At 68.9% G+C, this 24,376-nt stretch carries 18 protein-coding genes; 9 read left to right on the top strand and 9 right to left on the bottom strand.

All coding sequences use genetic code 11. From position 1 onward, the window contains the following. Positions 1-12 precede the first annotated feature (12 nt). Positions 13-1,770 (bottom strand): carboxylesterase/lipase family protein, encoded by a 1,758-nt coding sequence (locus QTH87_RS06150; protein WP_286607711.1) that lies wholly within the window; start codon positions 1,768-1,770, stop codon positions 13-15. 160 nt (positions 1,771-1,930) lie between these two features. Further along, a complete protein-coding gene (locus QTH87_RS06155) occupies positions 1,931-2,812 on the bottom strand; it encodes a PAS domain S-box protein (protein ID WP_286607712.1) in 882 nt (293 codons plus the stop codon). 91 nt (positions 2,813-2,903) lie between these two features. On the opposite strand from QTH87_RS06155, the gene QTH87_RS06160 reads away from it, so the two are divergent. The 4 genes from QTH87_RS06160 (at position 2,904) to QTH87_RS06175 (ending at position 11,901) form a co-directional block, all read left to right on the top strand. Beyond that, positions 2,904-6,713 (top strand): PAS domain-containing hybrid sensor histidine kinase/response regulator, encoded by a 3,810-nt coding sequence (locus tag QTH87_RS06160; protein WP_286607714.1) that lies wholly within the window; start codon positions 2,904-2,906, stop codon positions 6,711-6,713. A gap of 89 nt (positions 6,714-6,802) precedes the next feature. Continuing rightward, complete coding sequence (gene alaS, locus QTH87_RS06165) at positions 6,803-9,433, top strand: alanine--tRNA ligase (protein WP_286607716.1); 2,631 nt, start codon at positions 6,803-6,805, stop codon at positions 9,431-9,433. Positions 9,434-9,648: 215 nt separating this feature from the next. Then, positions 9,649-10,632 carry a 2-dehydropantoate 2-reductase gene (locus QTH87_RS06170; RefSeq protein ID WP_444812754.1) on the top strand — a complete coding sequence of 328 codons (984 nt, stop codon included), beginning with the start codon at positions 9,649-9,651 and terminating at the stop codon, positions 10,630-10,632. Positions 10,633-10,647: 15 nt separating this feature from the next. After that, a complete protein-coding gene (locus QTH87_RS06175; protein WP_286607719.1) occupies positions 10,648-11,901 on the top strand; it encodes a D-amino acid dehydrogenase in 1,254 nt (417 codons plus the stop codon). Positions 11,902-11,910: 9 nt separating this feature from the next. Here QTH87_RS06175 and QTH87_RS06180 read toward each other — a convergent pair whose 3' ends face one another. The 4 genes from QTH87_RS06180 to QTH87_RS06195 all read right to left on the bottom strand — a co-directional run bounded on the left by QTH87_RS06180 (position 11,911) and on the right by QTH87_RS06195 (position 15,535). Then, the gene (locus tag QTH87_RS06180) at positions 11,911-12,657 is read right to left on the bottom strand and encodes a transporter substrate-binding domain-containing protein (RefSeq protein WP_286607721.1); all 747 of its coding nucleotides are present in this window, start codon (positions 12,655-12,657) and stop codon (positions 11,911-11,913) included. 42 nt (positions 12,658-12,699) lie between these two features. Beyond that, entirely contained in the window at positions 12,700-14,007 is a 1,308-nt protein-coding gene (locus tag QTH87_RS06185) for an MFS transporter (RefSeq protein ID WP_286607722.1), read from the bottom strand. A 140-nt stretch (positions 14,008-14,147) separates the two neighbouring features. Then, entirely contained in the window at positions 14,148-14,915 is a 768-nt protein-coding gene (locus tag QTH87_RS06190; RefSeq protein WP_286607725.1) for a class II aldolase/adducin family protein, read from the bottom strand. Between the two features lie 26 nt (positions 14,916-14,941). Beyond that, entirely contained in the window at positions 14,942-15,535 is a 594-nt protein-coding gene (locus QTH87_RS06195) for an HD domain-containing protein (protein WP_286607727.1), read from the bottom strand. A gap of 139 nt (positions 15,536-15,674) precedes the next feature. On the opposite strand from QTH87_RS06195, the gene QTH87_RS06200 reads away from it, so the two are divergent. From QTH87_RS06200 to QTH87_RS06215, 4 genes are all read left to right on the top strand, one after another. Then, positions 15,675-16,397 carry a Crp/Fnr family transcriptional regulator gene (locus QTH87_RS06200; protein ID WP_286607728.1) on the top strand — a complete coding sequence of 241 codons (723 nt, stop codon included), beginning with the start codon at positions 15,675-15,677 and terminating at the stop codon, positions 16,395-16,397. A 148-nt stretch (positions 16,398-16,545) separates the two neighbouring features. Then, positions 16,546-18,960: an arylsulfatase gene (locus QTH87_RS06205; RefSeq protein ID WP_286607729.1), complete on the top strand. Its 2,415-nt coding sequence runs from the start codon at positions 16,546-16,548 to the stop codon at positions 18,958-18,960. Further along, positions 18,957-20,354, top strand: a complete 1,398-nt coding sequence (locus QTH87_RS06210; protein WP_286607730.1) for a DUF1254 domain-containing protein — start codon at positions 18,957-18,959, stop codon at positions 20,352-20,354. The genes QTH87_RS06205 and QTH87_RS06210 overlap by 4 nt, the downstream gene beginning before the upstream one ends. Before the next feature lie 125 nt (positions 20,355-20,479). Next, entirely contained in the window at positions 20,480-20,779 is a 300-nt protein-coding gene (locus QTH87_RS06215; RefSeq protein ID WP_286607732.1) for an SWIB/MDM2 domain-containing protein, read from the top strand. Between the two features lie 56 nt (positions 20,780-20,835). Here QTH87_RS06215 and QTH87_RS06220 read toward each other — a convergent pair whose 3' ends face one another. Then, positions 20,836-22,023 (bottom strand): ABC transporter substrate-binding protein, encoded by a 1,188-nt coding sequence (locus QTH87_RS06220; RefSeq protein WP_286607736.1) that lies wholly within the window; start codon positions 22,021-22,023, stop codon positions 20,836-20,838. Between the two features lie 231 nt (positions 22,024-22,254). Here QTH87_RS06220 and QTH87_RS06225 point away from each other — a divergent pair, with 231 nt between their 5' ends. Next, complete coding sequence (locus tag QTH87_RS06225) at positions 22,255-22,686, top strand: hypothetical protein (RefSeq protein WP_286607737.1); 432 nt, start codon at positions 22,255-22,257, stop codon at positions 22,684-22,686. Positions 22,687-22,701: 15 nt separating this feature from the next. On the opposite strand, the gene trmB is transcribed toward QTH87_RS06225, so the two are convergent. Together trmB and gluQRS are read right to left on the bottom strand one after the other, a co-directional pair. Further along, the gene (gene trmB / locus QTH87_RS06230; protein ID WP_286607738.1) at positions 22,702-23,496 is read right to left on the bottom strand and encodes a tRNA (guanosine(46)-N7)-methyltransferase TrmB; all 795 of its coding nucleotides are present in this window, start codon (positions 23,494-23,496) and stop codon (positions 22,702-22,704) included. After that, positions 23,454-24,371: a tRNA glutamyl-Q(34) synthetase GluQRS gene (gene gluQRS / locus QTH87_RS06235; RefSeq protein ID WP_286607739.1), complete on the bottom strand. Its 918-nt coding sequence runs from the start codon at positions 24,369-24,371 to the stop codon at positions 23,454-23,456. Before gluQRS ends, trmB begins: the two co-directional genes overlap by 43 nt. Positions 24,372-24,376: the final 5 nt, after the last annotated feature.

Here is a 24,376-nt window from a genome sequence, read left to right on the forward strand (position 1 = left end):
GGTGCCTGCCGTTCAGCGCAGCCCGTTGCGCATCGGATCGACGTTGGCCGGCAGAGCGTTGAAGTCGATCGCTTTCCAGAGATATTCCTTCTGCTGCGGCGACAGCAGCGCGTAGCGCGGCCAGAAGAAGAAGTAGTCGGCCGACGACATGTACGAGTTGTTGTCGAGGATCATGCGCTTGGCGCAGCAGGTGAAGTTGGTCCAGTCGGGCCAGGAAGTCTGGCCGTCGAACAACTGGGAGGGCGCACCGGTGCGGGCGAAGGTCGCGACGTGCCTGATGAAGCGGTCCGACAGCGCCTGGCGGCTGGCCGTGTTGCTGCCGTCCCATGCAAAGCGCATGAAGTTCGGCTCGCTGGTGACGAAGTTGCCGAACAGCGGCCCGATGTCGAGGCCGTGGAAGGCCGCGAAGGTGTTCTTCCAGGGCTGCGGCGTGTCGTCCCAGTTGAAGTTGTAGCGGTAGATGCCGCCCTGCTGCAGGCGCAGCAGCCGCACCACGTTGTCGATGATGTTGTCCATCGCATAGGAGATGGCCTCGTGCGTCTGGGTGTAGATCGGCTGGAACTCCGGCTTGATCAGGTCGTTGAAGCCGACGCTGCCGGGCGCCGCGTAGTTGGCCAGCTGCCAATACTCCTGCGCACTCGGCTTGCCCATGCCGAAGGAGAAGGCGAAGTAGGAGCCCTCGTCGTGGGTGGAGCCGATCATCAGCGGCATCTTGTTGTAGTTCCCCGCCACCAGCCCCACCAGGCCGCTCGAACGGATCACGGTGCCGTCGGTGAAATGGCCCGGCACGACGGGGTAGGGCGTGTACTTCATGATCTGCGCCGCGGTGGCGCCGCGCAGCAGTGCCGCCACGTCGGCCGCACTCATGCCCAGGCGCTGGGCGGCGGCCTGCTCGGGCGTGGACGCGCGGCCGCTGTCGACCAGCAGCTTGTTGACCAGATCCTCGGCCGCCAGCTGGCCCACGGCCGAGGGGTAGCCGTTGGGGATGCCCGACATGCACAGGGCGCGCTGGAACTTGCCGGCCGCCAGGGGCGACTGCAGCAGCCCCCAGGTGTTGATGCAGCCGGCGGACTGGCCCGCCACGGTCACCAGGTTGGGATCGCCGCCGAAGGCGCCGATGTTGGTTCGCACCCAGTCGAGTCCGCGCACCAGGTCCAGCGTCGCGAAGTTGCCGGAGTCGTCCTTGGCGTTGCCGTTGGCCAGCGCGGAATGCTTGAGCCAGCCCAGCATGCCGAGCCGGTACTGCACCGTGACCACCACCATGTTGGCCTTGGCGGCCAGGTAGGCGCCGTCATAGAGCGGCTCGCGTGCCGATCCCTTGATGTTGCTGCCGCCGTGGATCCAGAAGAACACCGGCAGCTTGTCGGCACTCGAGTTGGGCCGCCAGACGTTGAGGTACAGGCAGTCCTCGCTGCCCACCGGCTGGTCGAAGGTGGCCGGATCGGGCTCGCCGAAGAAGCTGCCCATCTGCACGCACATCGACGCGAAGCTGGTCGCGGCGCGCGATCCGGTCCAGGCCACCGGCGGCTGCGGCGCGCGCCAGCGCAGGGCGTCGACAGGCGGCTGGGCGAAGGGCACGCCCAGGAAGGCCTGGGTGTTGTTGGCAGCGGCCTTGCCGTAGATCTTGCCGGCGTCGAGCTGGCGCGTCAGCTGCTGGTCGTAGGCGGCGAGCGCCGGGCCCAGGCCGGACACGGCGGCGATGAAGGCCACGCTGCGCAGGGCCATGCGGCGCCAGCGCGCCCAAGGCGCGGGCGAGAGTTCGAGGTTCACGGCTGTCTCCTGGTTGTTATCTGGTGGAGCTCGCTGGGCTCCTTCGGCATTCTCGAAGCGATCGATAGCGCCGGCCTCTGGTCATTCCCCAGGGTCGCCTCGGAATCGGCTGATTGACAGGCGCTCGCGCCCTTGCTAGAGCCAGTGCGACGTCGGCCGGTCAAGGCACCAGGTCGTGGCGCACGGCGTAGAGCACCAGCTGCGCGGTGCTGGCCACCTCGAGCTTGCGGAAGATGTTGCCGCGATGGGTGCTCACCGTCTTCACGCTGATGCCCATGCGGGCACCGATCTCGGTCGGCGACAGGCCCTTCAGCAGCAAGGGCAGCAACTGCTGCTCGCGCTCGCTCAGCCGCCGGTGGGGCGGCAGCGGTGCCGGCGCGGCCTGTCCCGGTGGCGTGGGCGAAGCTTCCGAGGCCGGCCCGAGGGCCGCGGCGATCTGGCCGACCGCCTCGATGGTCTGCCTCGTCAGCCCCAGCAGCCGTTCGGTCAGGGCCTGCAATTCCCCACCCTGGGCGCTGTGCAGCACGCGGGCCGCATCGGTGCGGATGTTGCTCAGCATGCCGCCCAGCACCTCCTGCACCTCGCGCGCGAAGGCACTGCGCTGCGCCTCGAGGCGCGCGGCCGTGTGGCTGCTGAAGGCCTGCAGCTGGGCCAGCAGGCGGCGCTGTTCGGCCTCGTTGTGCAGGCGCTCGGTGACATCGACGCCGACGCCGATCACGGCCGGCCGGCCCCGGTAGTCCATGCGCGACCCATGAACCTCCACCAGCACCACATGGCCCTCGCGATGCAGCCCGCGCGTGATGAAGTGCATGCTGGGCGGATCGCCGCGCAGGCGCGTCTCGACCCGCTGGCGCACTTCGTCCAGGAAGTCCGGCGGCACGATGCGCGCGAGCGGCATGCCGATGACCTCTTCGGGCGTGTAGCCGGCGATGGCGGCCCAGGTGCTGTTGGCGTAGACGAAGCGGTCGTCCTGGATCACGTAGATCCCGGCCACCGATTGCTCGACGATGGCCTCGAAGGGAATGCCGGCGGCGGGATTCATGGATCGAAGGAGAGTGGGGCCGGATTATTGCGGATCGATCTCGCGAGTCCGGCCCTGCGTCGGCGCGCAGCGGGTCCGGCAAAATGCCGCGATGACGAAAACTGCGCGCTACTACGCGCGTTCACTGGCCCTGCTGGCCATCGGCCTGACCCTGGCCGGTGCCGCTGCCCTCTGGCAGTTCCGCTACAACGAATCGCTCATGGAAACGCGCTTCGAGGCCCTGTCCCGGCGCGCCGTGGAGCAGGTGGGCGCGCGCATGCAGGCCTTCGAGTACGGGCTGCGCGGCGCGCGCGGGGCCGTGATCGCGGCCGGCGGCGACACCGGCATCACGCGGCTGCGCTTTGCGCAGCACAGCGCGTCGATCGATCTCGAGCGCGAGTTTCCGGGCTCGGGCGGCTTCGGCTTCGTGCGCCGCGTGCCGCGCGAGAAGGAGGCCGACTTCGTGGCCGCCGCCCGGCGAGATGACAAGCCCGACTTCGAGATCCGCCAGATTGCGCCCCACGACGACGAGCGCTTCGTGATCCAGTTCTTCGAGCCTTCCCTGCCCAACAGTCCCGCGATCGGGCTCGACATCGCCTCGGAGGCGCGCCGCCGCGCCGCAGCCGAGCGGGCGATGGCCACCGGCGAGATCGCCATGACCGCGCCGATCACGCTGATGCAGGCGGTGACCACGCCACCGCGCCGCTCGGTGCTGGTTCTGCTACCGGTGTTTCGCATCGAGGCCGAACTCGAGGCACTCAAGCAGCGGGATCGCCGCTCGGCCCCGGTGCACGGCACGCCCGAAGACACGGTCGGATGGATCTACACGCCGCTGGTGATGGACGAGGTGCTCAAGGACTTCGATTTCCAGGACGGCCAGTTCACGATGACGCTGACCGACACCTCGGACGCCGCGAATCCCGACCGCTTCTTCGTCTCGCCGCAGCATCACCCTGCGGGCGTGCGAGGCCTGAACGCCACGATTCCGCTCGCGCTCTACGGCCGCACCTGGCTGGTCGAGCTGGCGGCCAAGCCGCAGTTCCTCAAGACGCTCAACCTGCGCAGCCCCTGGGTGGTGTTCCTGGTTGCCGTGACGCTGGCTGCGCTGTTCTCGGCGCTGTCCTTCTTCGAGCAGTCGTCGCGCCGCCGCAAGCAGCGCGAGAGCGAGCAGCGCTCGCGCCTGGCCGCGATCGTGACCAGTTCCAACGACGCCATCATCGGCTGCGACCTGGAAGGCCGCATCACCGAGTGGAACGACGCCGCGACGAAGATCTTCGGCCATTCCGTCCAGGAGGCGGTCGGTCAGCCGATCCGGTCGCTGCTGGTGCCGCCCGGCTCGGAGCCCGAGGAAGAGGCACTGCTGCGGCAGGTCTCGGACGGCTTCTCGGTGGCTGCCTTCGAGACCTTCCGGCTGCACCGGGACGGCAGCCCGGTGGCGGTGTCGGTGGCGGCGGCGCCGATCCGCTCGGCCGACGGCAGCGTGGTGGGGGCGGCGCAGACCGTGCGCGACATCACGCACGAGAAGGCGACCAAGGCGCGCATCCTCGAGCTCAACGCCACGCTCGAGGAGCAGGTCACCGAACGCACTGCCCAGGTGGTGGCGCTGTCGCTGCGCGAACGTGCGATCCTGGCCGATGCCGCGAGCGCCATCATCGCGACCGACGTCGACGGCGTGGTGACGCTCTTCAATCCCGCCGCCGAGGCCTTGCTGGGCTACACCGCCGCCGAGGTGGTCGACCGCTTCGAGCTGACCCGCTTCCACGATCCGGTCGAGGTCCGGGAGCGCTCGCAGGCACTGGCCGCCGAGCTCGAACGTCCGCTGGTGGTCGGCGAGGTCTTCGCGCGGCCGCTCGAATCCGGCCACGGCGATCCCGGCGAATGGACCTGGGTACGCAAGGACGGCAGCCGGGTGCCGGTGCATCTCAACGTCAGTCCGCTGCGAGATACCGAGAACCTGGTGGTCGGCTTCATCGCGATCTGCTCCGACCTCTCGCAGCGCAAGCTGACCGAGGAGAAGCTGCGCAACAACGAGCGCTTCATGCGCATCGTGACCGACAACATCCCGGGCATCGTCGCCTACTGGACGCCCGACATGCGCTGCACCTTCGCGAACAGCGGCTACCGTCGCTGGCTCGGCCTCACGCCCGAGCAGATGATCGGCACCAGCCAGCTCGAGCTGCTGGGTCCCGAGCAGTTCCGCGTCAACGAGCCCTACATGCGCGCCGCGCTCGCCGGCGATGAGCAGCGCGTGATGCGCACCCGCACCCTGGCCGACGGCACGGTGGCCCACTACTGGCTGCACTACGTGCCCGACCGCGACGAGCACGGCGTGGTGCAGGGCTACATCTCGGTGGCGGTCGATGTCACCGACATGCGGCGCGCGCAGGACCAGCTCGAGGCGCTGAACCTCGCGCTCAACGCGCGCAGCGCGCAGGCCGAATCGGCGAGCCGCGCCAAGAGCGAGTTCCTCGCCAACATGAGCCACGAGATCCGTTCCCCGCTCAACGCGGTGATCGGACTGGCCTACCTGCTGCGCCAGACACCGCTCGACGCCTCCCAGCTCGACTACCTGCAGAAGATCGACGCCTCCAGCAGCGCCTTGCTCGGCGTCATCAACGACATCCTGGACATCTCGAAGATCGAGGCCGGCGAGATGGCGCTCGAGCAGACCCGCTTCAAGCTCGACGAACTGCTCGACGGCGTGATGGCCATGGCCTCGGTGAACGCCGGCGGCAAGGCCGTCGATCTGCGCCTCGAGGTCGAGCCCGGCCTGCCCGCGCAGCTGCGCGGCGACGTCACGCGGCTGCGCCAGATCCTGCTCAACCTGATGAGCAACGCGGTCAAGTTCACGGCCGAAGGCTCGGTGCGACTGTGCGTGACCGCCGAGCCGGCCCGCGACGCACGCGTGCTCCTGCGCTTCGCGGTGATCGACACCGGCATCGGCATCGAGGCCGATCAGCTCGGGCGCGTCTTCGCGCCCTTCGTCCAGGCCGATTCATCGACCACGCGGCGCTTCGGCGGCACCGGGCTCGGGTTGTCGATCGTCAAGCAGCTGACCGAGCTGATGGGCGGCGAGATCGGCGTCTCGAGCACGCCGGGGCAGGGCAGCGAGTTCTGGGTCCGGCTGCCGTTCGAGGCGGTCGACAGCGTTGCGCTGCCGGAGGCCGACGACGACGGACACGAACCGGGCCTCGCCGGCATCCGCGTGCTGGTGGTGGACGACAGCCCGGTCAACCTGCTGGTCTGCCAGAACATCCTGGCGCGTGCGGGGGCCGAGCCCAGCCTGGCCAGGGACGGCCGCGAGGCGGTCGAGCGCCTGCGCGCCGACCCCGCGGCCTTCGACATCGTGCTCATGGACGTTCACATGCCGGTGCTCGACGGCAATGCGGCGACGCGCGAGATCCGCGGCGAGCTCGGCCTCGCGACGCTGCCCGTGATCGCGCTGACCGCCAGCGCACTGGTGGCCGAGCGGCTGCGGGCCTTCGAGGCCGGCATGAACGACTTCGTGAGCAAGCCCTTCGACGCCGATGCGCTGGTGCGCACCGTGCGTCGCTGTGTCGAGCGGTCGCGCGGACAGGGGGTTGCAGCGCCGGGTGGCAGCGGCAGCATCGCCACTGGCGCAGCGCAGAAGCCGGCTGCCGCTCCGGCGGCCGACCCGGCACCGCCGATGGCGACGGCGACGGCAACGGTAGCGCGGAACCCGGTGAACCCGGCGACCCCGCTCGCCGACCTGATCGACGCCCTGCGCAATCGCAGCGGCTCGGCCCTGTCGCGCTACGACGCCATGACCCCCTGGCTGCAGGAGCGCCTCGGCGAGCGCCGGTTCGCGGAGCTCGAGCGCGCGATGCAGGAACTGCGCTTCCGCCGCGCGGCCGAGCTGCTGGCCGAGGTCGAGGCGGCCGGACAGCCCCCAAACCTATAATCGAGGGCTCCAAGCAGAACAGGCAGACAGGTGGCTTCGCCAAGAGGGGCTGCCCCTGCCGGCCGCCTGCGCCACCAGCCACACCCCAAATGAGCCAGCCCACCTTCAGCGTCGCCGACATCCGCAAGTCGTTTCTCGATTTCTTCGCGACCAAGGGTCACACGGTCGTTCCCTCCAGCTCGCTGGTGCCGGGCAACGACCCGACCCTGATGTTCACGAACTCGGGCATGGTGCAGTTCAAGGACGTGTTCCTGGGCAGCGACAAGCGTCCCTACGTGCGCGCCGCCTCGGTCCAGGCCTGCCTGCGCGCGGGCGGCAAGCACAACGACCTCGAGAACGTCGGTTACACCGCGCGCCACCACACCTTCTTCGAGATGCTGGGCAACTGGAGCTTCGGCGACTACTTCAAGCGCGATTCGCTCAAGTGGGCCTTCGAGCTGCTGACGCAGGTCTACAAGCTGCCGGCCGAGAAGCTCTGGGCCACGGTCTACATCGAGGACGACGAGGCCTACGACATCTGGACCAGGGAGATCGGCCTGCCGCCCGAGCGCGTCGTGCGCATCGGCGACAACAAGGGCGGCCGCTACATGTCCGACAACTTCTGGATGATGGCCGACACCGGCCCCTGCGGCCCCTGCAGCGAGATCTTCTACGACCACGGCCCCGAGATCGCGGGCGGTCCGCCCGGCAGCCCGGACGAGGACGGCGACCGCTACATCGAGATCTGGAACAACGTGTTCATGCAGTTCGACATGCAGCCCGACGGCAGCGTGAAGCCCCTGCCGGCCCCCTGCGTCGACACCGGCATGGGCCTCGAGCGCCTGGCCGCCATCCTGCAGCACGTCCACAGCAACTACGAGATCGACCTGTTCGACGCGCTGATCAAGGCCGCCTCGCGCGAGACCGGCGAAAAGGACCTCGGCAACAAGAGCCTGCGCGTGATCGCCGACCACATCCGCGCCACCGCCTTCCTGGTGGCCGACGGCGTGATTCCATCGAACGAGGGCCGCGGCTACGTGCAGCGCCGCATCGTTCGTCGTGCCATCCGCCACGGCTACAAGCTGGGCCGGAAGAAGCCCTTCTTCCACAAGCTGGTGCCCGACCTCGTGGCCGTGATGGGCGACGCCTATCCCAAGCTGCGTGCCGACGAAAAGCGCATCACCGAGACCTTGAAGGCCGAGGAGGAGCGCTTTTTCGAGACGCTCGCCAACGGCATGGAGATCCTCGACGCGGCCCTGGCCGGCGATGCCAGGGTGCTGCCCGGCGAAGTGGCCTTCAAGCTGCACGATACCTACGGCTTCCCTCTGGACCTCTCGGCCGACGTCTGCCGCGAGCGCGGCGTGGCGGTCGACGAGGCCGGCTTCCAGGCCGCCATGGAAAAGCAGAAGGCCGCGGGCCGCGCGGCCGGCAAGTTCAAGATGGAGCGCGCGGTCGAGTACACGGGCGCCGGCAATGCATTCACGGGCTACGAGCAGCTCGAGCAGCAGGCGCGCGTGGTGGCGCTGTACTTCGAGGGCGTGCCGGTGCAGCAGCTCGACGAAGGGCAGCCCGGCATCGTGGTGCTCGACACCACGCCCTTCTATGCCGAGAGCGGCGGCCAGGTCGGTGACCAGGGCGTGCTCGCGGCCGAGGGCCTGCAGTTCGGCGTCGAGGACACGCAGAAGATCAAGTCCGATGTCTATGGCCATCACGGCATCCAGACCCAGGGCACGCTGAAGGTCGGCGACACGGTCACTGCGCGGGTCGACACCGAGCGCCGTGCCGCCACCATGCGCAACCACAGCGTCACCCACCTGATGCACAAGGCACTGCGCGAGGTGCTCGGCGGCCACGTGCAGCAGAAGGGCTCGCTGGTCGACGCCGACAAGACGCGCTTCGACTTCGCCCACAACGCCGCGGTCACGCCCGAGCAGATCGTCGAGATCGAACGCCGCGTGAATGCCGAGATCCTCGCCAACCAGGCCACCCAGGCCCGCGTGATGGACATGGAGGCGGCCCAGCAGACCGGCGCCGTCATGCTGTTCGGCGAGAAATACGGCGAGACCGTCCGCGTGCTCGACATCGGCACCAGCCGCGAGCTGTGCGGGGGCACGCATGTCACGCGCACCGGCGACATCGGCCTCTTCAAGGTCACGAGCGAAGGCGGCGTCGCCGCCGGCGTGCGCCGCATCGAGGCCGTGACCGGCGCCAATGCGCTGGCCTACCTGCAGCAGCTCGAGTCCACCGTGCACAGTGCGGCCGCGACGCTCAAGACGCCCGCGGCCGAGCTGCAGGCACGGCTCGCGCAGGTGCTCGAGCAGGTGCGCTCGCTCGAACGCGAGGTCGGTGCGCTCAAGGGCAAGCTGGCTTCGTCCAAGGGCGACGAGCTGCTGGCGCAGGCGGTCGATGTCAATGGCGTCAAGGTTCTGGCGGCCAAGCTCGACGGTGCCGACGCCAAGACGCTGCGCGACACCATGGACAAGCTCAAGGACAAGCTCAAGACCGCGGCCATCGTGCTGGCGGCCGTGGATGGCGCCAAGGTCCAGATCGCGGCCGGCGTCACCGCCGACACGCTGGGCCGGGTGAAGGCCGGAGAGCTGGTCAACTTCGTCGCCCAGCAGGTCGGCGGCAAGGGCGGCGGCAAGGCCGACATGGCCATGGCCGGCGGCACCGATGCGGCCGCCGTGCCGGCGGCGCTGCAATCGGTGCAGGCCTGGGTCGCGGAACGCGTGAAGGGATGAGCGCCGCACGGCCGCCCGAAGGCGCTCGCACCGCAGCGCGAAGCGCGGAGGTTTTCGAATGAGCGCCGCACGGCCGCCCGAAGGCGCTCGCACCGCAGCGCGCAGCGCGAAGGTTTTCGAATGAGCGCCGCCCGGCCGCCCGAAGGCGCTCGCACCGCAGCGCGAAGCGCGAAGGTCTGCGAGTGACCCAGGCACGGCCCGTCGACATCCTCGTGATGGGCGCCGGCACGGTCGGCTGCTTCATCGGCGGCAGTCTGGCGGCAGCGGGCGTGCGGGTCTGCCTGGTCGGGCGACCGCGCGTGCTCGATGCGGTGGCCGCACACGGCCTCACGCTGACCGACCTGGAAGGCGGTCGCCATCAGGTGCCGGCGGGCGAGCTTCGGCTGGCGGGGCAGGTGCCCGAAGGGGTGCGTCCCGCCCTGGTGCTGCTGACCGTCAAGAGCGGCGCCACCGCCGAGGCTGCGGCCGAACTCGGCACCGTGCTGCCGGCCGGCACGCTGGTGCTGTCGCTCCAGAACGGCATTTCCAACGCGGCCGTGGCGGCCCATGCGGCAGCCTCGCTGCGCGTGATGCCCGCGATGGTGCCCTACAACATCGCCGAGATCGGCCCCGGCGCCTTCCATCGGGGCACCACGGGGCGGCTCGCGGCGCAGGACGATCCCGCGCTCAGGCCCTGGGTGGCGGTGTTCGAGCGCGCCGGCATCCCGATCGACCTGCACGAGGCACTGCTGCCCGTGCAATGGGGCAAGCTGCTGTTCAATCTCAACAACCCGGTCAATGCGCTGTCGGGCCTGCCGCTGCGCGCCGAGCTGCTCGAACGCGGCTACCGCGTCTGCTTCGCGGCGCTGATCGACGAGGCGCTCGCGGTGCTGGCGCGGGCCGGTATCGCGCCGGCGCAGCTCGGACCGGTGCCGCCGGCGCGCATCCCGGCCATCCTGCGCCTGCCGACGCCGCTGTTCAGGCTGGTCGCGGCGCGCATGCTGCGCATCGATGCCAAGGCCCGTTCGAGCATGGCCGACGACCTCGCGCTGGGACGGCGCACCGAGGTCGACGTGTTGTGCGGCGAAGTCGTGCGGCTTGCGCAAGCGCAAGGCATCGATGCACCGCTCAACGCGAAGATGGTGGCGCTGCTGGAAGCCTGGCCCGAGCGCCGCGAGCGCTGGCCGGCACGGCAATTGCAGGCAGCGCTGGGGCTGTAGTTCTCGAGGGTCCGCATGCACGTTCTGATTCTGGGCAGTGGTGTCATCGGCACCACCTGTGCGTACTACCTCGCGAAGGCCGGCCACGAGGTCACGGTGCTCGACCGCCAGCCGGCACCGGCGCTCGAGACCAGCTATGCCAACGCGGGCGAGGTCTCGCCGGGCTACTCGGCGCCCTGGGCCGGCCCCGGCGTGCCGCTCAAGGCGATCCAGTGGATGCTCATGCAGCACAGTCCGCTCGTGATCAAGCCGATGCTCGATCCCGCCATGTGGCGCTGGGGCCTCTCGATGCTGCGCAACTGCACGCAGGCGCGCTACGAGCTCAACAAGGGCCGCATGATGCGGCTGGCCGAGTACAGCCGCGACTGCCTCGTGGCGCTGCGCGCCGAGACCGGCATCCGCTACGACGAGCGCGCCCTCGGCACGCTGCAGCTGTTCCGCACGCGAAAGCAGTTCGAAGGTGCGGCCAAGGACATCGCGGTGCTCGAGCGCTACCGCGTGCCCTACCAGCTGCTCGACCGCGACGGCTGCGTCGAATACGAACCGGCGCTGGGCGCGGTGCGGCACAAGTTCGTGGGCGGCCTGAGGCTGCCGGGCGACGAGACCGGCGACTGCTTCAAGTTCACGCAGCGGCTGGCGGCGATGGCCGAGGCCGAGGGCGCGCGCTTTCGCTTCGGTGTCGCGATCGAGGAGATCGCGGGCCATGCCGAGGGCGTGGTCGCGGTGCATACCGACGCCGGCAGCTTCGAGGCCGACCGCTACCTGGTGGCGCTCGGTAGCCACTCGCCGCAGCTGCTGCGGCCACTCGGCATCCGGCTGCCGGTCTATCCGGTCAAGGGCTTCTCGCTCACGCTTCCGATCACGGACGCGGAGATGGCCCCCGAATCGACCGTGATGGACGAGACCTTCAAGGTGGCGGTCACGCGCCTCGGCGACCGCATCCGCGTCGGCGGCACGGCACAGCTCTCGGGCTACGACCTCAAGCTCGATGCGCGCCGCCGCGACACGCTGGAGCACGTGGTGGGCGACCTGTTCCCGCGCGGGGCGCAGGCGATGGGCGGCGAGTTCTGGACCGGCCTTCGCCCGATGACGCCTGATGGCACACCGGTGCTCGGCGCCACGGCGCTGCCGAACCTGATGCTGGCCACGGGACACGGCACGCTCGGATGGACCATGGCGGCCGGCACCGGCCGCGTGATCGCCGACCTGGTGTCGGGACGCGCCCCGGAGATCGACATGGAAGGCCTCGGCGTCGCGCGCTACGCCTGAGGCCGGGCTTCAGGGCGCGGCGGCCGGCGCCACGCTGGCGCCTGCGATGCCATGCCGCTTCAGGGCCTCGGCGACGAAGCCCCCGGCCTTCATCTCCTCGACGAACCCGGCGAGCGCGGCCTGCGCCTCGGCGCCACGCGAGGCCGGCGTGCCCATGGCCTGCTGGATCACCATGAAGCGGCCCGGCAGCAGTCGCAGTCCGGCGTCGGCTGCGGCCTCGGCCTCGAGCACCTGTCGGATGCCGGCCGCCACCTCGACCTCGCCCGCTCGCAGGCTCTGCATGACGCCGCTCGCGCCCTGCACGCGCACGATCTGCGCGCGCCGGATCTCGCGCGTGAGGAACAGGTCGTAGGCACTGCCCGTGCCGACCGCGATGCGCTGGCTCTCGCGGTCCACGTCGTCGTTGCGCCCGATGGCCGAGCCTGCCGGAACCAGGTAGCTGCCTTCGATCAGCACGTAGGGTGCGGTGAAGCGCAGGCCCTCGCTGCGCGCGGGATCGATCGCGAAGAAGCCGATGTCGGCCTGTTCGTTGCGAACCGCATCGACGGAAGCCGCGGCCTTCTCGAACACCACGAGCTCGAGCGCGACGCCGAGCCGCTCGGCGAAGGCGCGTGCCAGGTCGACCGAGACGCCGGCAGGCTCGCCGTCGGCGCCGCGGCCCGCGAGGATCGGGTTGCCGAGATTGATGGAGGCGCGCAGCGCGCCGGCGGGCGTGAAGGCCGAGACGACGGCCGCGGGGAGGAGGGTGCTGCTCATCGCCCGGATTCTGCCGCAGCGGCTCTGCGCGCGCGGCAGCTTTCAGGCCACCGCCGGGCGCCGTCCCTTGCGGTAGAGGATCAGCGTCGCCACGAGCCCGCACACGGCTGCCACGCTGAGCCACAGCGCCGGCGCCGCCTTGTCGCCCGTGGCCTCGATCAGCCAGGTCGAGATCGCGGGCGTGAAGCCGCCGAAGACCGCGGTCGCCAGGCTGTAGGCCAGCGAGAAGCCCACCACGCGCACCTCGACCGGCATCACCTCGGTCAGCGCCACCACCATCGCGCCGTTGTACATGCCGAACAGGAACGAGAACCACAGCAGCACGTCGAGCATGCGGCCGAAGCTCGGCGCCGCCGCGAGCCAGTGCATGGCCGGATAGGCAGTGCAGATCGCCAGCAGCGTCACCGCGAGCAGCAGCGGCTTGCGGCCGATGCGGTCCGACAGCGCGCCGCCGATCGGCAGCCAGATGAAGTTGGTCACGGCCACCAGCAGGGTCACGATCAGGCTGTCACGCGCGCTCAGGTGCAGCACGCTGCGGCCGAAGGTCGGCGTGTAGACCGTGATCAGGTAGAAGGTGGTGGTGGTCATCGCCACCAGCAGCATTCCGCACAGCACGATGCGCCAGTTGCGCGCCATCGAGCGGAACACCTCGCGCGTGCTCGGATGGTGCTTGCGGGCCTGGAAGGCCTCGGTCTCCTGCAGCGAGCGGCGCAGCACGAAGATGCACGGGATGATCATGCAGCCGACGAAGAAGGGAATGCGCCAGCCCCATTCGCCGAGCGCCGCGGGCGGCAGCAATTCGTTGAGCGCGAAGCCCAGCGCCGCGGCAAGCACGATCGCCACCTGCTGGCTGGCCGACTGCCAGGCGGTGTAGAAGCCCTTGTGGCCCGGCGTCGCCATCTCGGCGAGATACACCGAGACGCCACCGAGCTCGGCCCCGGCCGAGAAGCCCTGCAGCAGGCGGCCCAGCAGCACCAGCACCGGCGCGATCAGTCCGATGGTCGCGTAGCCCGGCACGAAAGCGATCAGCACGGTGCCGCTGGCCATGATGGCGAGCGTGACGATCAGGCCCTTGCGGCGACCCACCTCGTCGATGTAGGCGCCCAGCACGATGGCGCCCAGCGGCCGCATCAGGAAGCCGGCGCCGAACACCGCGAAGGTCAGCATCAGCGAGGCGAAGTCGCTGCTGGCCGGGAAGAAGGCCTTCGAGATGGAGGTCGCATAGAAGCCGAACAGGAAGAAGTCGAACTGTTCGAGGAAGTTGCCGCTCGTGACGCGCAGCACGGCGCCGAGTCTGGAAGTGCCGGCCGGGGCCGGGGTCGGGTCCTCGGCGAGGATGGCTGTGCTCATGGATGTGTCTCCTACGGGGTGCGCGGCCCGCGGCCGCGTTCACTTCCATCGTAGGAATCCAAGCTGTCGATCAGCCGTCCACGCGCTCGGGGAATGTCCCGAGCCGTGGCGTCAGGCGCCGTTCAGGCGGCCTGGTGCAGCTATTCCTTGTAGCTCTGGTCGATCCGGTCCAGCTTGCGGATCAGCGACGGCCACACGAACGCGCCGCCCATGCCGCCGGTCTGCACCTTCATGGCCTGGCCCACGCCTTCGACGATGCGCGGGTCGACCTGCGTGAGCTCGCCGCCGCCGGCCTGGGCCGCGATCTGGATCTGGCAGGTGTTCTCGAAGGTGTACATGCTCAGGAAGGCATCGGCGATGGTCCGGCCGCAGGTCAGGAGGCCGTGGTTGCGCAGCATGAGGAAGTTGGCCGAGCCCATGTCGGCCTGCAGGCGCGGCTTCTCGTCGTCGCGGAAGGCGACGCCCTCGTAGTCGTGGTAGGCCAGCGAGGCCAGCACGAAGGTCGACTGCTGGCTGATCGGCAGCACGCCGTTCTTCTGCGCGCTCACTGCGATGCCTGCCCGCGTGTGGGTGTGCAGCACGCACTGGATGTCCTCGCGCGCGGCATGCACGGCGCTGTGGATCACGAAGCCGGCCGGGTTCACGGGGTAGGGCGATTCGATGACCTTGTTGCACTGCTGATCGACCTTGACGAGGCTCGACGCGGTGATCTCGTCGAACATCAGGCCGTAGGGATTGATCAGGAAGTGGTGCTCGGGGCCCGGCACCCGGGCGCTGATGTGCGTGAAGACGAGGTCGCTCCAGCCGTACAGCGCGACCAGCCGGTAGCAGGCCGCGAGGTCGATGCGCAGCTGCCATTCCTCGGCGCTCACGAGCTTCTGGATTTCGCTCTGGGTATTGGCGTTCATGGGGATTCCTTCGGGTGGGCTGGGGCTCAGGCGGCCGCGGCGTCGGGCTGCTTCGCACTCTTGTAGATGCTCTGGCGCGGGGCCGCCATGAGGCGCCGCAGCATCGGTTCGAACTCGCTGATGGGCAGCGTCTCTGCCTTCGGGTCGAAGGCCGGGTTGTCGTAGAGCTCGCAGAACTCGGCGGTGCGCTCGAAGCAGGGATGGCTGCGGAAGTTCTCGCGCAGATCCCGGTCCAGGCCGATGTGATGAAAGAAGTAGTGCCCCTGGAAGATGCCGTGGTGCGCCACCATCCAGTGGTTCTCCTCGCTCACGAAGGGCTTGAGGATGGCGGCCGCGATGTCGGGGTGGTTCATGGTGCCGAGCGTGTCGCCGATGTCGTGCAGCAGCGCGCACACCACGTATTCCTCGTCGCGGCCATCGCGCAGCGCGCGCGTGGCGGTCTGCAGCGAATGGCTGTAGCGGTCGATCGGGAAGCCGCCGTAGTCGCCCTCGAGGATCTGCAGGTGCTTGATCACGCGCGCCGGCAGGCCGCCCGCGAACTGCATGAACTCGCCGCCGATCAGCTGCCAGTCCTGCTGGGTGCTGTCCTGCATGCGCGTGAAAGTGGCTCTTGCGTTCATCGTGTCTTCCTTGTGTCTGGACGCACTGTAGACCCGTGCTTGACCTTCAACTGTCAAGAATTTGACAATGGAGTCCCCCTGGAAACCCCCGCCCGACCGCGGCCCGGCCCCTCGCTCGCGCCACTTGCGCGCCTATCGCATGACTTCTCCGAACATCGTCCACGTCTCGCCAGCCCATCGCGGCGTGATGGAGGCCAACCCGTGGTTTGCCTCGATGCCGCGCGCCCAGCGCGAGGCGCTGCTCGGCGATGCCGAGCTCGTGCACCTGCGGCGCGGTGCCATGCTGTTCCGCCAGGGCGATCCCGTGCACGCGGCGGGCGCGGGTTTCTTCGGCCTCGCCGACGGCCTGATCAAGATATCGACCTTGCGCCAGGACGGCCGGGAAGCCATCCTCGCGGTGCTCGAGCCCGGCAACTGGTTCGGCGAGATCAGCCTGATCGACGGCTCGCCGCGCACCCACGACGCCACGGCGCTGACCGCGCTCGACCTGCTGGTCGTGCCGCTCGAGGCCTTTGCGCGGCAGATGCAGGATGCCGCCTTCGTGCGCGCGATCGCGGTGCTGCTGGCCGCGCGCGTGCGCGGGCTCTACGGCCTGATGGAAGACGCAACCCTGCGCGGCCTGCGCGCGCGCGTGGCGCGGCGGCTCCTGCGGCTCGCGCACGGCGATGTCACGCAATCGGCGCAGGCGCGGGCCTCGGTGGTGCTGCCGCAGGAGGCGCTCGCCATGATGCTCGGCGTCACCCGCCAGACCTTGTCGAAGGAGCTCAACGCGCTGGCCGAACTCGGCGTGATCGCACTCGGCTACGGGCGCATCGAGCTGCTGTCGCTCGACGAACTGCGGGATCTGGGCGGCGCGGCCTAGCCGACGGGCTGGTGCCTCATCCGGGTCGCTGCGGTGCCCCATGGTGCAATTGCATGCCGGCTCGAACGGTGTCATGGTCGACGTGCGCCTGCAGCCGCAAGGGGATATGTCGTCCACCGACCGGTTCGCGGGCTCCAGGAGCAATGCGATGGCGAAGAAGGACAACAAACCCGATCCGCGCAGGCAGGTTGCAGTCGGGAAGGCGACCGCAGGCGGCACGCCCGCGATCCTGCCGCGGCCGGACTTCCACTTTCCCGGCGAGGTCGGCCGCACGTACCTCGATTCGGACCCGGCCCGCTTCCCCAAGCCGGTTCAGGCACCCGAGGGAGCGCCGAACATCGTCCTGATCCTCATCGACGACTGCGGTTTCGGCCAGTACGGCACCTTCGGCGGCGGCATCCCTTCGCCCACGATGGACAAGCTGGCGGCCGAGGGCCTGCGCTACAACCGCTTCCACACCACCGCGCTGTGCAGTCCCACGCGCGCTGCGCTGATCACGGGGCGCAATCATCATTCGACCTCCTTCGCCGGCATCACCGAACTGGCGACCGGCTATGACGGCTACACCTGCATCCTGCCGAAGAGCTGCGGCACGATGGGCGAGGTGCTGCGACAGAACGGCTACATGACGGCCTGGGTGGGCAAGAACCACAACACGCCGACCTGGGAGACCAGCATGGCCGGGCCCTTCGACCGCTGGGCCAACGGCCTGGGCTTCGACTATTTCTACGGCTTCAATGCCGGCGACATGAACCACTGGAACCCGATCCTCTACCAGAACCGGGATCTGGTGCCGGCATCGACGGACCCGGACTATCACCTCACGACCGACCTCGCCGACAAGTCGATCGCCTGGGTCCGCCAGGCCAAGAGCGTCGCGCCCGACCGGCCGTATTTCCTCTACCTCGCGACCGGCGCGACCCACGCGCCGCACCACACGCCGGAAGACTGGATCGCGAAGTTCAAGGGCCAGTTCGACGGCGGCTGGGACAGATACCGCGAGCAGACCCACGCGCGGCAGCTGAAGCTGGGCGTGATCCCGAAGGGAACCAAGCTCACCACGCGCTCGAAGGGCCTGCCGGCCTGGAGTTCGCTCAATGCCGACCAGAAGCGGCTCTATGCCCGGATGATGGAAGTCTTCGCGGGCTACGCGGCGCACTGCGACCACGAGCTCGGCCGCGTCATCGAGGCCTGCAAGGAGCTGCCCGACGCGGACAACACGCTCTTCATCTACATCGCCGGCGACAACGGTGCGAGCGCCGAAGGCGGGATCGAGGGATCGTTGTGCGAGAACCTGTTCTTCAACGGCTTCTCCGAGAAGTGGCAGGACAACATCAAGGCGATCGACGAACTCGGCGGCCCGAAGCACTTCAATCATTTTCCGTCGGCGTGGGCGCATGCGATGAACACGCCCTTCCAGTGGACCAAGCAGGTGGCGAGCCATTTCGGCGGGACCCGCAATCCGATGATCGTCTCGTGGCCGGCGCGCATCAAGGACAAGGGTGCGCTGCGCGAGCAGTTCCTGCACACCATCGACATCGTGCCGACGATCTACGAGCTCTGCGGCATCACGGCGCCGGCCATGCTGAACGGCGTCGTGCAGAAGCCCATCGAAGGCAGGAGCTTCGCCGGCACGCTGGCGGACGGCGGCGCGGACAGTCCGCGCAACACCCAGTATTTCGAACTGGGCTGCAATCGCGGCCTCTATCACGACGGCTGGATGGCCTCGTCGCCGTCCTTCGTCCCGTGGGACCCCAACCGCCAGGAGTGGGACCCCGACAAGGCGCCCTGGGAGCTGTACAACATCGAGGAAGACTTCTCCCAGGCCAACGATCTCGCCAAGAAGCACCCCGACCAGCTGCGCAAGCTGCAGGACCTCTGGTGGGTGGAGGCCGCCAAGTACAACGTGCTGCCGCTCGACTGGCGCGCGACGATCCGCATGAATGCCGAGCTGATGGGGCGTCCCAGCCTCATTGCCGGGCGAACCCGCATGACCTACTACCCCGGCACCATCGGCCTGCCCGATGCGGCCTCGCCCGCGATGTGCAACAAGTCCTGGACGATCACCGCGGAGATCGAGGTGCCCGAGGGGAAGGCCGAAGGAATGATCGTGACGCACGGCGGGCTCGAGGGCGGCTACGGTCTCTACCTGCGCGACGGCACGCCCACCTTCGTCTACAACTACCTGAGCATCGACCGGCCGACCTTCACTGCCAGGAACGCGCTGCCTCCGGGCAAGGCCACGCTGGTCGTGGCCTTCAAATACGACGGCGGCGGAATGGGCAAGGGCGGCACCGTCACCATGAGCGCGAACGGCCGGAAGATCGCCGAAGGCCGTCTGGAGCGCACGATCCCGATCCAGTTCTCGCTGGGCGAGGGACTGGACGTCGGCATGGACATCGGCTCGCCGATCGATTTCAGCTACAAGATGCCCTTTGCCTACACGGGCACCATCGAGAAGGTCACCGTCGAACTCGGGCCGCTGGCCGTGGCTCCCACGGCGGCGAGCCCGCGCCGGTCCTCCGGCCCCCGAAAGGCCGCGACGAAAAGGAGCGCGAAGTGAGACCGACCGAACTGTCGCCCGCCTGGGCTCGCGCGCTGCCGCCCGGCCCCGACACGCGCGTCGCCATCACCGAGGCCTATGCTGCCCATGTCGCGCGCGACGCCTTCTTCTGGGCCTGGCCGCTGGTCAACCTCTTCAACCGCCGCATCGCCTTCTCGAAGATGAAGGAGCACCGCTACGTCGGGCCGCTGCTCGACGCACCGCTCAACCGGCTGACCATGCTCACCGACTATGTCGATCCCGATGAGCGCAACGTCGCGTGCCCGAACCAGGATGTCGTCTACGGACTCGGCATGCTGGCGCTGGACGTGTCGCCGGTGGTGATCCAGGTGCCGGATTTCGGCGACCGCTTCTGGGTCTACCAGATCGTCGATCTGCGCACCGACAGCTTCGTCCAGCTCGGGAAGATGCACGGCAGCACGCCGGGCTTCTATCTCCTGGCCGGCCCCGACTGGAACGGCGAGGTGCCAGCGGGAATCACCCGCGTTTTTCGCGCATCGAGCAAGACCGGCCTGGTCGCGCCGCGCATCTTCCAGGACGACACGGCACAGGACAAGCAGGCGATCCAGCAAGTCCTGACCGGCATCGTGATGTACCCGCTCGCGGAGTACGACGGGCAGATGAAGTCCATCGATTGGAGCAGGCTGCCGCGGGTGGCGGCCGCGCCGCACGGCGAGGAGGAGACACGGTGGGTGCTGCCCGAGAAGTTCTTCGACGAGCTTGCGCAGGTGCTCGCCGATGCGCCGCCGCTTGCGGGCGAGGAAGCGCGCTATGCGCAGGTGCTGGCCGTGCTGGCCGCCGCCGATGGCGATCCGAAGCTGAAGCAGGCGATGATCGAAGCGGCAAGGCTAGCCGAGAAGGAACTCGTGAATCCGTTGTTCCAGTTCCGCAACTACGGCCAGCGCTTGCCGCACCACTGGAGCACCATCTCGAACGAATCGGCCTTCGGCACCGACTACTTCACGCGCACCGCGGTCGCCAAGTCCAACATACTGGTCAACTCGCCCGACGAGACGAAGTATTTCTACCAGGACCTGGACGAAACGGGCGCGAGGCTCGACAGCAGCCACAGATACACCGTCAGCTTCCCCAAGGGGGGCACGCCGCCGGTGAACGGCTTCTGGTCGCTTTCGATCTACAACGAACACCACTTCTTCGTGGCCAACGAGATCGACCGCTACTCGGTGGGCACGAAGAACAAGGATCTCGCGTTCGATGCCGACGGCTCGCTGACGATCTTCGTGCAATCCGATGCGCCCGCCGACCCTGTGCAGCGCGCCAACTGGCTGCCCGCGCCGAAGGGCGATTTCTCGCTCTACGTTCGCGCCTACTGGCCGAAGGCCGCTGCCATGGACGGCTCCTGGACGCCCCCGGCGGTTCGACTTCGGCCCTGAGCCCGCGATCGGACGGCGTCAGGCATGCGCCTGCGGCACGATCCGATCGGCCTATCGCGGCTGAAATCCCGCGCAACGCGGTGTCCGCTAGCATCGGCACTCGCAAACTGACAGAGAAAAGACAGATGACCACCGAAAAGAATCCAGCCGCTCCCGCCAAGAAGGCGGCAGCAAAGCGTGCACCGAACCCGGCCTTCATGAAGACCCTGACGCCCAGTGCCGAACTGGCGGCGGTGATCGGGTCGACGCCGGTGGCGCGGACCGAAGTCGTGAAGCAGCTGTGGGTCTACATCAAGGCGCACAACCTGCAGGACGAGAAGAACAAGCGCAACGTCAACGCCGACGCGAAGCTCCGGCCGATCTTCGGCAAGGACCAGGTGACGATGTTCGAGATCGCTGGCCTCATCGGCAAGCACCTGAGCTGAGCGCCGGCGGCCGCCGTGCTGCGGGCCCGCCAGTGCGCCAGAGCGCGCGGGCCGGCTCAGCGCAGGATCCGGCCGTCCTTCGTGATGCTGATCAGGTCGATGCTGCGGCCCGGATCGCGCAGCCCCGGGCGCAGGTTGATGCGAAAGCCGCCGACGTCGTAGTCGGTCATGCCGGTCATCGTGCGCTGGAGCGTCGCGGGCGTGAAGCCCCGGCCGGCGCGCCGCACGGCCTCGGCCGCGGCCTTGGTGGCGATGAAGCCTTCGAGGCCCTCGTAGGAGGGCGTCTGGTCCGAGTTCTCGATCGCCGCCAGGTATTCCTTGACGATCGGGATCGCCGAGGGCCGCGGCGAAGGCACCACCTGCGAGATCACGATGCCGCCGATGTCCTTGCCGAGCTCGGCATACAGCGGATCGATGCCGACGATCGAGAAAGCCATGAAGTTGCCCGTGTAGCCGCTCTTGCGCAGGCGCCGGATCACGTCGGCCGTGGTCGCCGACAGCGACACCAGCACGATCGCCTGGGGTGAAGCCTTCTGCACCTCGGCCAGTGCGGCTTCCAGCTTGGGCCCGCTGGTGGGCACCAGCGCGCTGGCCACCAGCGGCGGCAGCTTGAGGTCGGCGATCGCGAGCTGCACCGAGGCCAGGCCGGCGCGGCCCATCGTGTCGTCGTCGCCGACCAGCGCGATGCGGGTCTGACCCACGGTGGCGCACTGGCGCACGATCTTGAACGCCTCGTCGGCCATGCTGGGGCGGACGTGGAACACGTTGGGCGCCTCGCTTCCGCGCAGGTTGTCTCCCGCCGCGAAGGGCGCGAACAGCTGGCTGCCCTGTTGCGACGCCACCTTGGCGCCGGCCTCGCTGCTCGCGGTGCCGACGAAGCCGAACAGCATGTCGGCCTTGTGGGTGCCCAGCAGCGTGCGTGCATTGGCGGCGGCGCGCGTCGCGTCGTAGCCGTCGTCGAGCTGCACCAGCTTCAGCTGGAAGCCGCTGGCGGCGTTGTGTTCGTTGAATTCGGTCGCGTAGAGGCGGCTGCCGGCCGCAAACGCCAGACCGATCTCGCTGGCGGCGCCCGTGAGCGGCACCGACTGGCCGAGCACCACGGTGCGCACCGCGCCGCCGGTGCTCCTTGGCACCGCGCCCGGCGCCGGCGTCTGGGCTTGGGATCGCGTGGCCACGAGGGCGCTGCCGCCCGCCAGCAAGGCCACGCTTGCCTGGGCCAGCCAGCTTCTCCGGGAGATATGCATTGGAAACCTTTCGCTACATTTCAAAGAATAATGTAGCAAGTTGGATGCCTTTCCCGTAGGTACTAAGTCATGGATCAGGCCGATGCGGATGCCGGCGGGCCGCGCAATGCCACGATGGCGGCTTTTATATTGTTAACTTATGTATTTCAGTTGTGGCTTTTTGCACAGGGGCTTTGAGGCTTCCACTGTCAACATCGGGTCCACGAACCGGAATTGATCCGGCGGGATGAAATGAAGCCAACTTCCACCGAAATTGCCCTGCTCGAGAATGCGCTGGTCGCCATCGAGAAGGTGCTCGCCCACGCCGACAGCGAACTGATGGATGCCCCCTACCTCGGGCCGACGGCGAACATGCCGCTCGAGGCCATGTGCTCGGCCACGCAGGCCGAGCAACGACGCTTTCTCAAGAGCCCGGCCCAGAGCGCGATCAACATCTGCCTGAGCTCGGCCGCGGCGCTGGTCGACGTGAGCCAGGCGCTGCTGCACCGCAACCGCGAGCACAACGAAGCCGAACTCGAGCGCGAATGGCAGGCGCTGATCACCCACACCAAGATCGCGAGCCGCTCGGCCTACCGCGCGGCGCTGCTCATGGCGGCACAGCAGAACGTGCTGCAGGCCCAGGGGCAGGACGACGAACATCGCCAGCCGCCCGTGCTGCGCTGAGGGAGCGCGCGCCGCTCAGGCGCGCTCGAACACCACGTCCCAGACGCCGTGGCCGAGCTTGATGCCGCGGTTCTCGAACTTCGTCAGCGGCCGGTAGGCGGGCTTGGGCGCATAGCCGGGCGCCGTGTTGCGCAGCAGCGGTTCGGCCGACAGCACTTCCAGCATCTGCTCCGCATAAGGCTGCCAGTCGGTGGCGCAATGAAGGTAGCCACCGGGTTGCAGCCGGTCCGCGAGCTTGCGCACGAAGGGCGACTGGATCAGCCGGCGCTTGTTGTGCCGCGTCTTGTGCCAGGGGTCGGGAAAGAACACATGCACGCCCGCGAGCGTGCCGGGCGGCAGCATGTGGTCGAGCACGTCGACAGCGTCGTGGGCGCAGATGCGGATGTTCTGCAACCGCTGCTCGCCGATGCGCTTGAGCAGCGCGCCGACGCCGGGCTCGTGCACCTCGCAGCAGAGGAAGTTCTTCTCGGGCATCAGCGCGGCGATGTGCGCAGTGGCCTCGCCCATGCCGAAGCCGATCTCGAGCACCGTCGGCGCGCTGCGGCCGAAGGCGGCTTCGAAGTCCAGCGGCTCGGCGCGGTAAGGCAGCAGGAAGCGCGGCCCGTAGTCGTCGTAGGCGCGCTGCTGGCCATCGGTGGTGCGGCCGCCGCGCTTCACGAAGCTCTTGAGGCGGCGGTGCAGCGGATGGTTCTCGCCGGTGAGTTCGGGCTCGGACGCAGGTGCGTCGGTTGGCGGCGTGCGCGGAAGGTCGTTGGAAGAGGATGGGGTCACGGCCGCGGATTGTAGAGATCGCGCCATGCAGGCACCCATCGCGCGAGCGCCTCGGGCACCGACGCGGCTTGCAAATGGCCCAGGCCGAGCACGCCCGCTGCGGCCTGCAACGCGGCCAGCGCCTCGTCCGGCGTGGCACAGGCGATCGGCGTCGCGCCGTTCTGCTTGGAGAGCTTGTCGCCGTCGGCGGCTCGCACCAGCGGCGTGTGCAGGTAGCTCGGCGTCGGCAGGCCGAGTGCGCGCTGCAGCAGGATCTGGCGCGCCGTGTTGTCGGCCAGATCCTCGCCGCGTACCACGTCGGTCACGCCCTGGTCGGCATCGTCGACCACCACCGCGAGCTGGTAGGCCCAGGGGCCGTCGGCGCGCCGCAGCACGAAGTCGCCGATCTCGCGCGCGACGGCCTGTTGCTGGGCGCCGAGGCGGCGGTCGTGCCACTGAAGGAGGCCGCCGGGCTGTACGGCAGCCTCGAATTTCGTGGTCGCGAAGCGCCAGGCGCGCGCCGGCTTGCCGTGAAGCCCGTCGCGACAGGTGCCGGGATAGACGCGCTCGCCGTGCCGCGCGTGCACCACGCCGTCGCGCGCCAGGGCCTGGTCGATGTCCTTGCGCGAGCAGCCGCAGGGGTAGGCCCAGCCTGCTGCCACGAGGTGTTCGAGCGCGCGTTCGTAGAGCGCGGAGCGCGCGGTCTGCCACGCAGGCGGCGCATCGGGTCGAAGGCCGCAGGCAGCGAGCTGCGCCAGGATGTGTTCGCCCATGCCCGGCAGGCAGCGCTCGGTGTCGGCATCCTCGATGCGCACCAGCCAGCGCGCCGCAGGGCCGCGCGCGCGCACGTCGAGCCAGCTCGCGAGCGCCGCGACCAGCGAGCCGGCGTGCAGCGGTCCGGTCGGAGAGGGTGCAAAGCGGCCGATGCGGGTCACGAGCC

This window comes from Variovorax jilinensis, assembly GCF_030316885.1.
Lineage (GTDB): Bacteria > Pseudomonadota > Gammaproteobacteria > Burkholderiales > Burkholderiaceae_C > Variovorax > Variovorax jilinensis.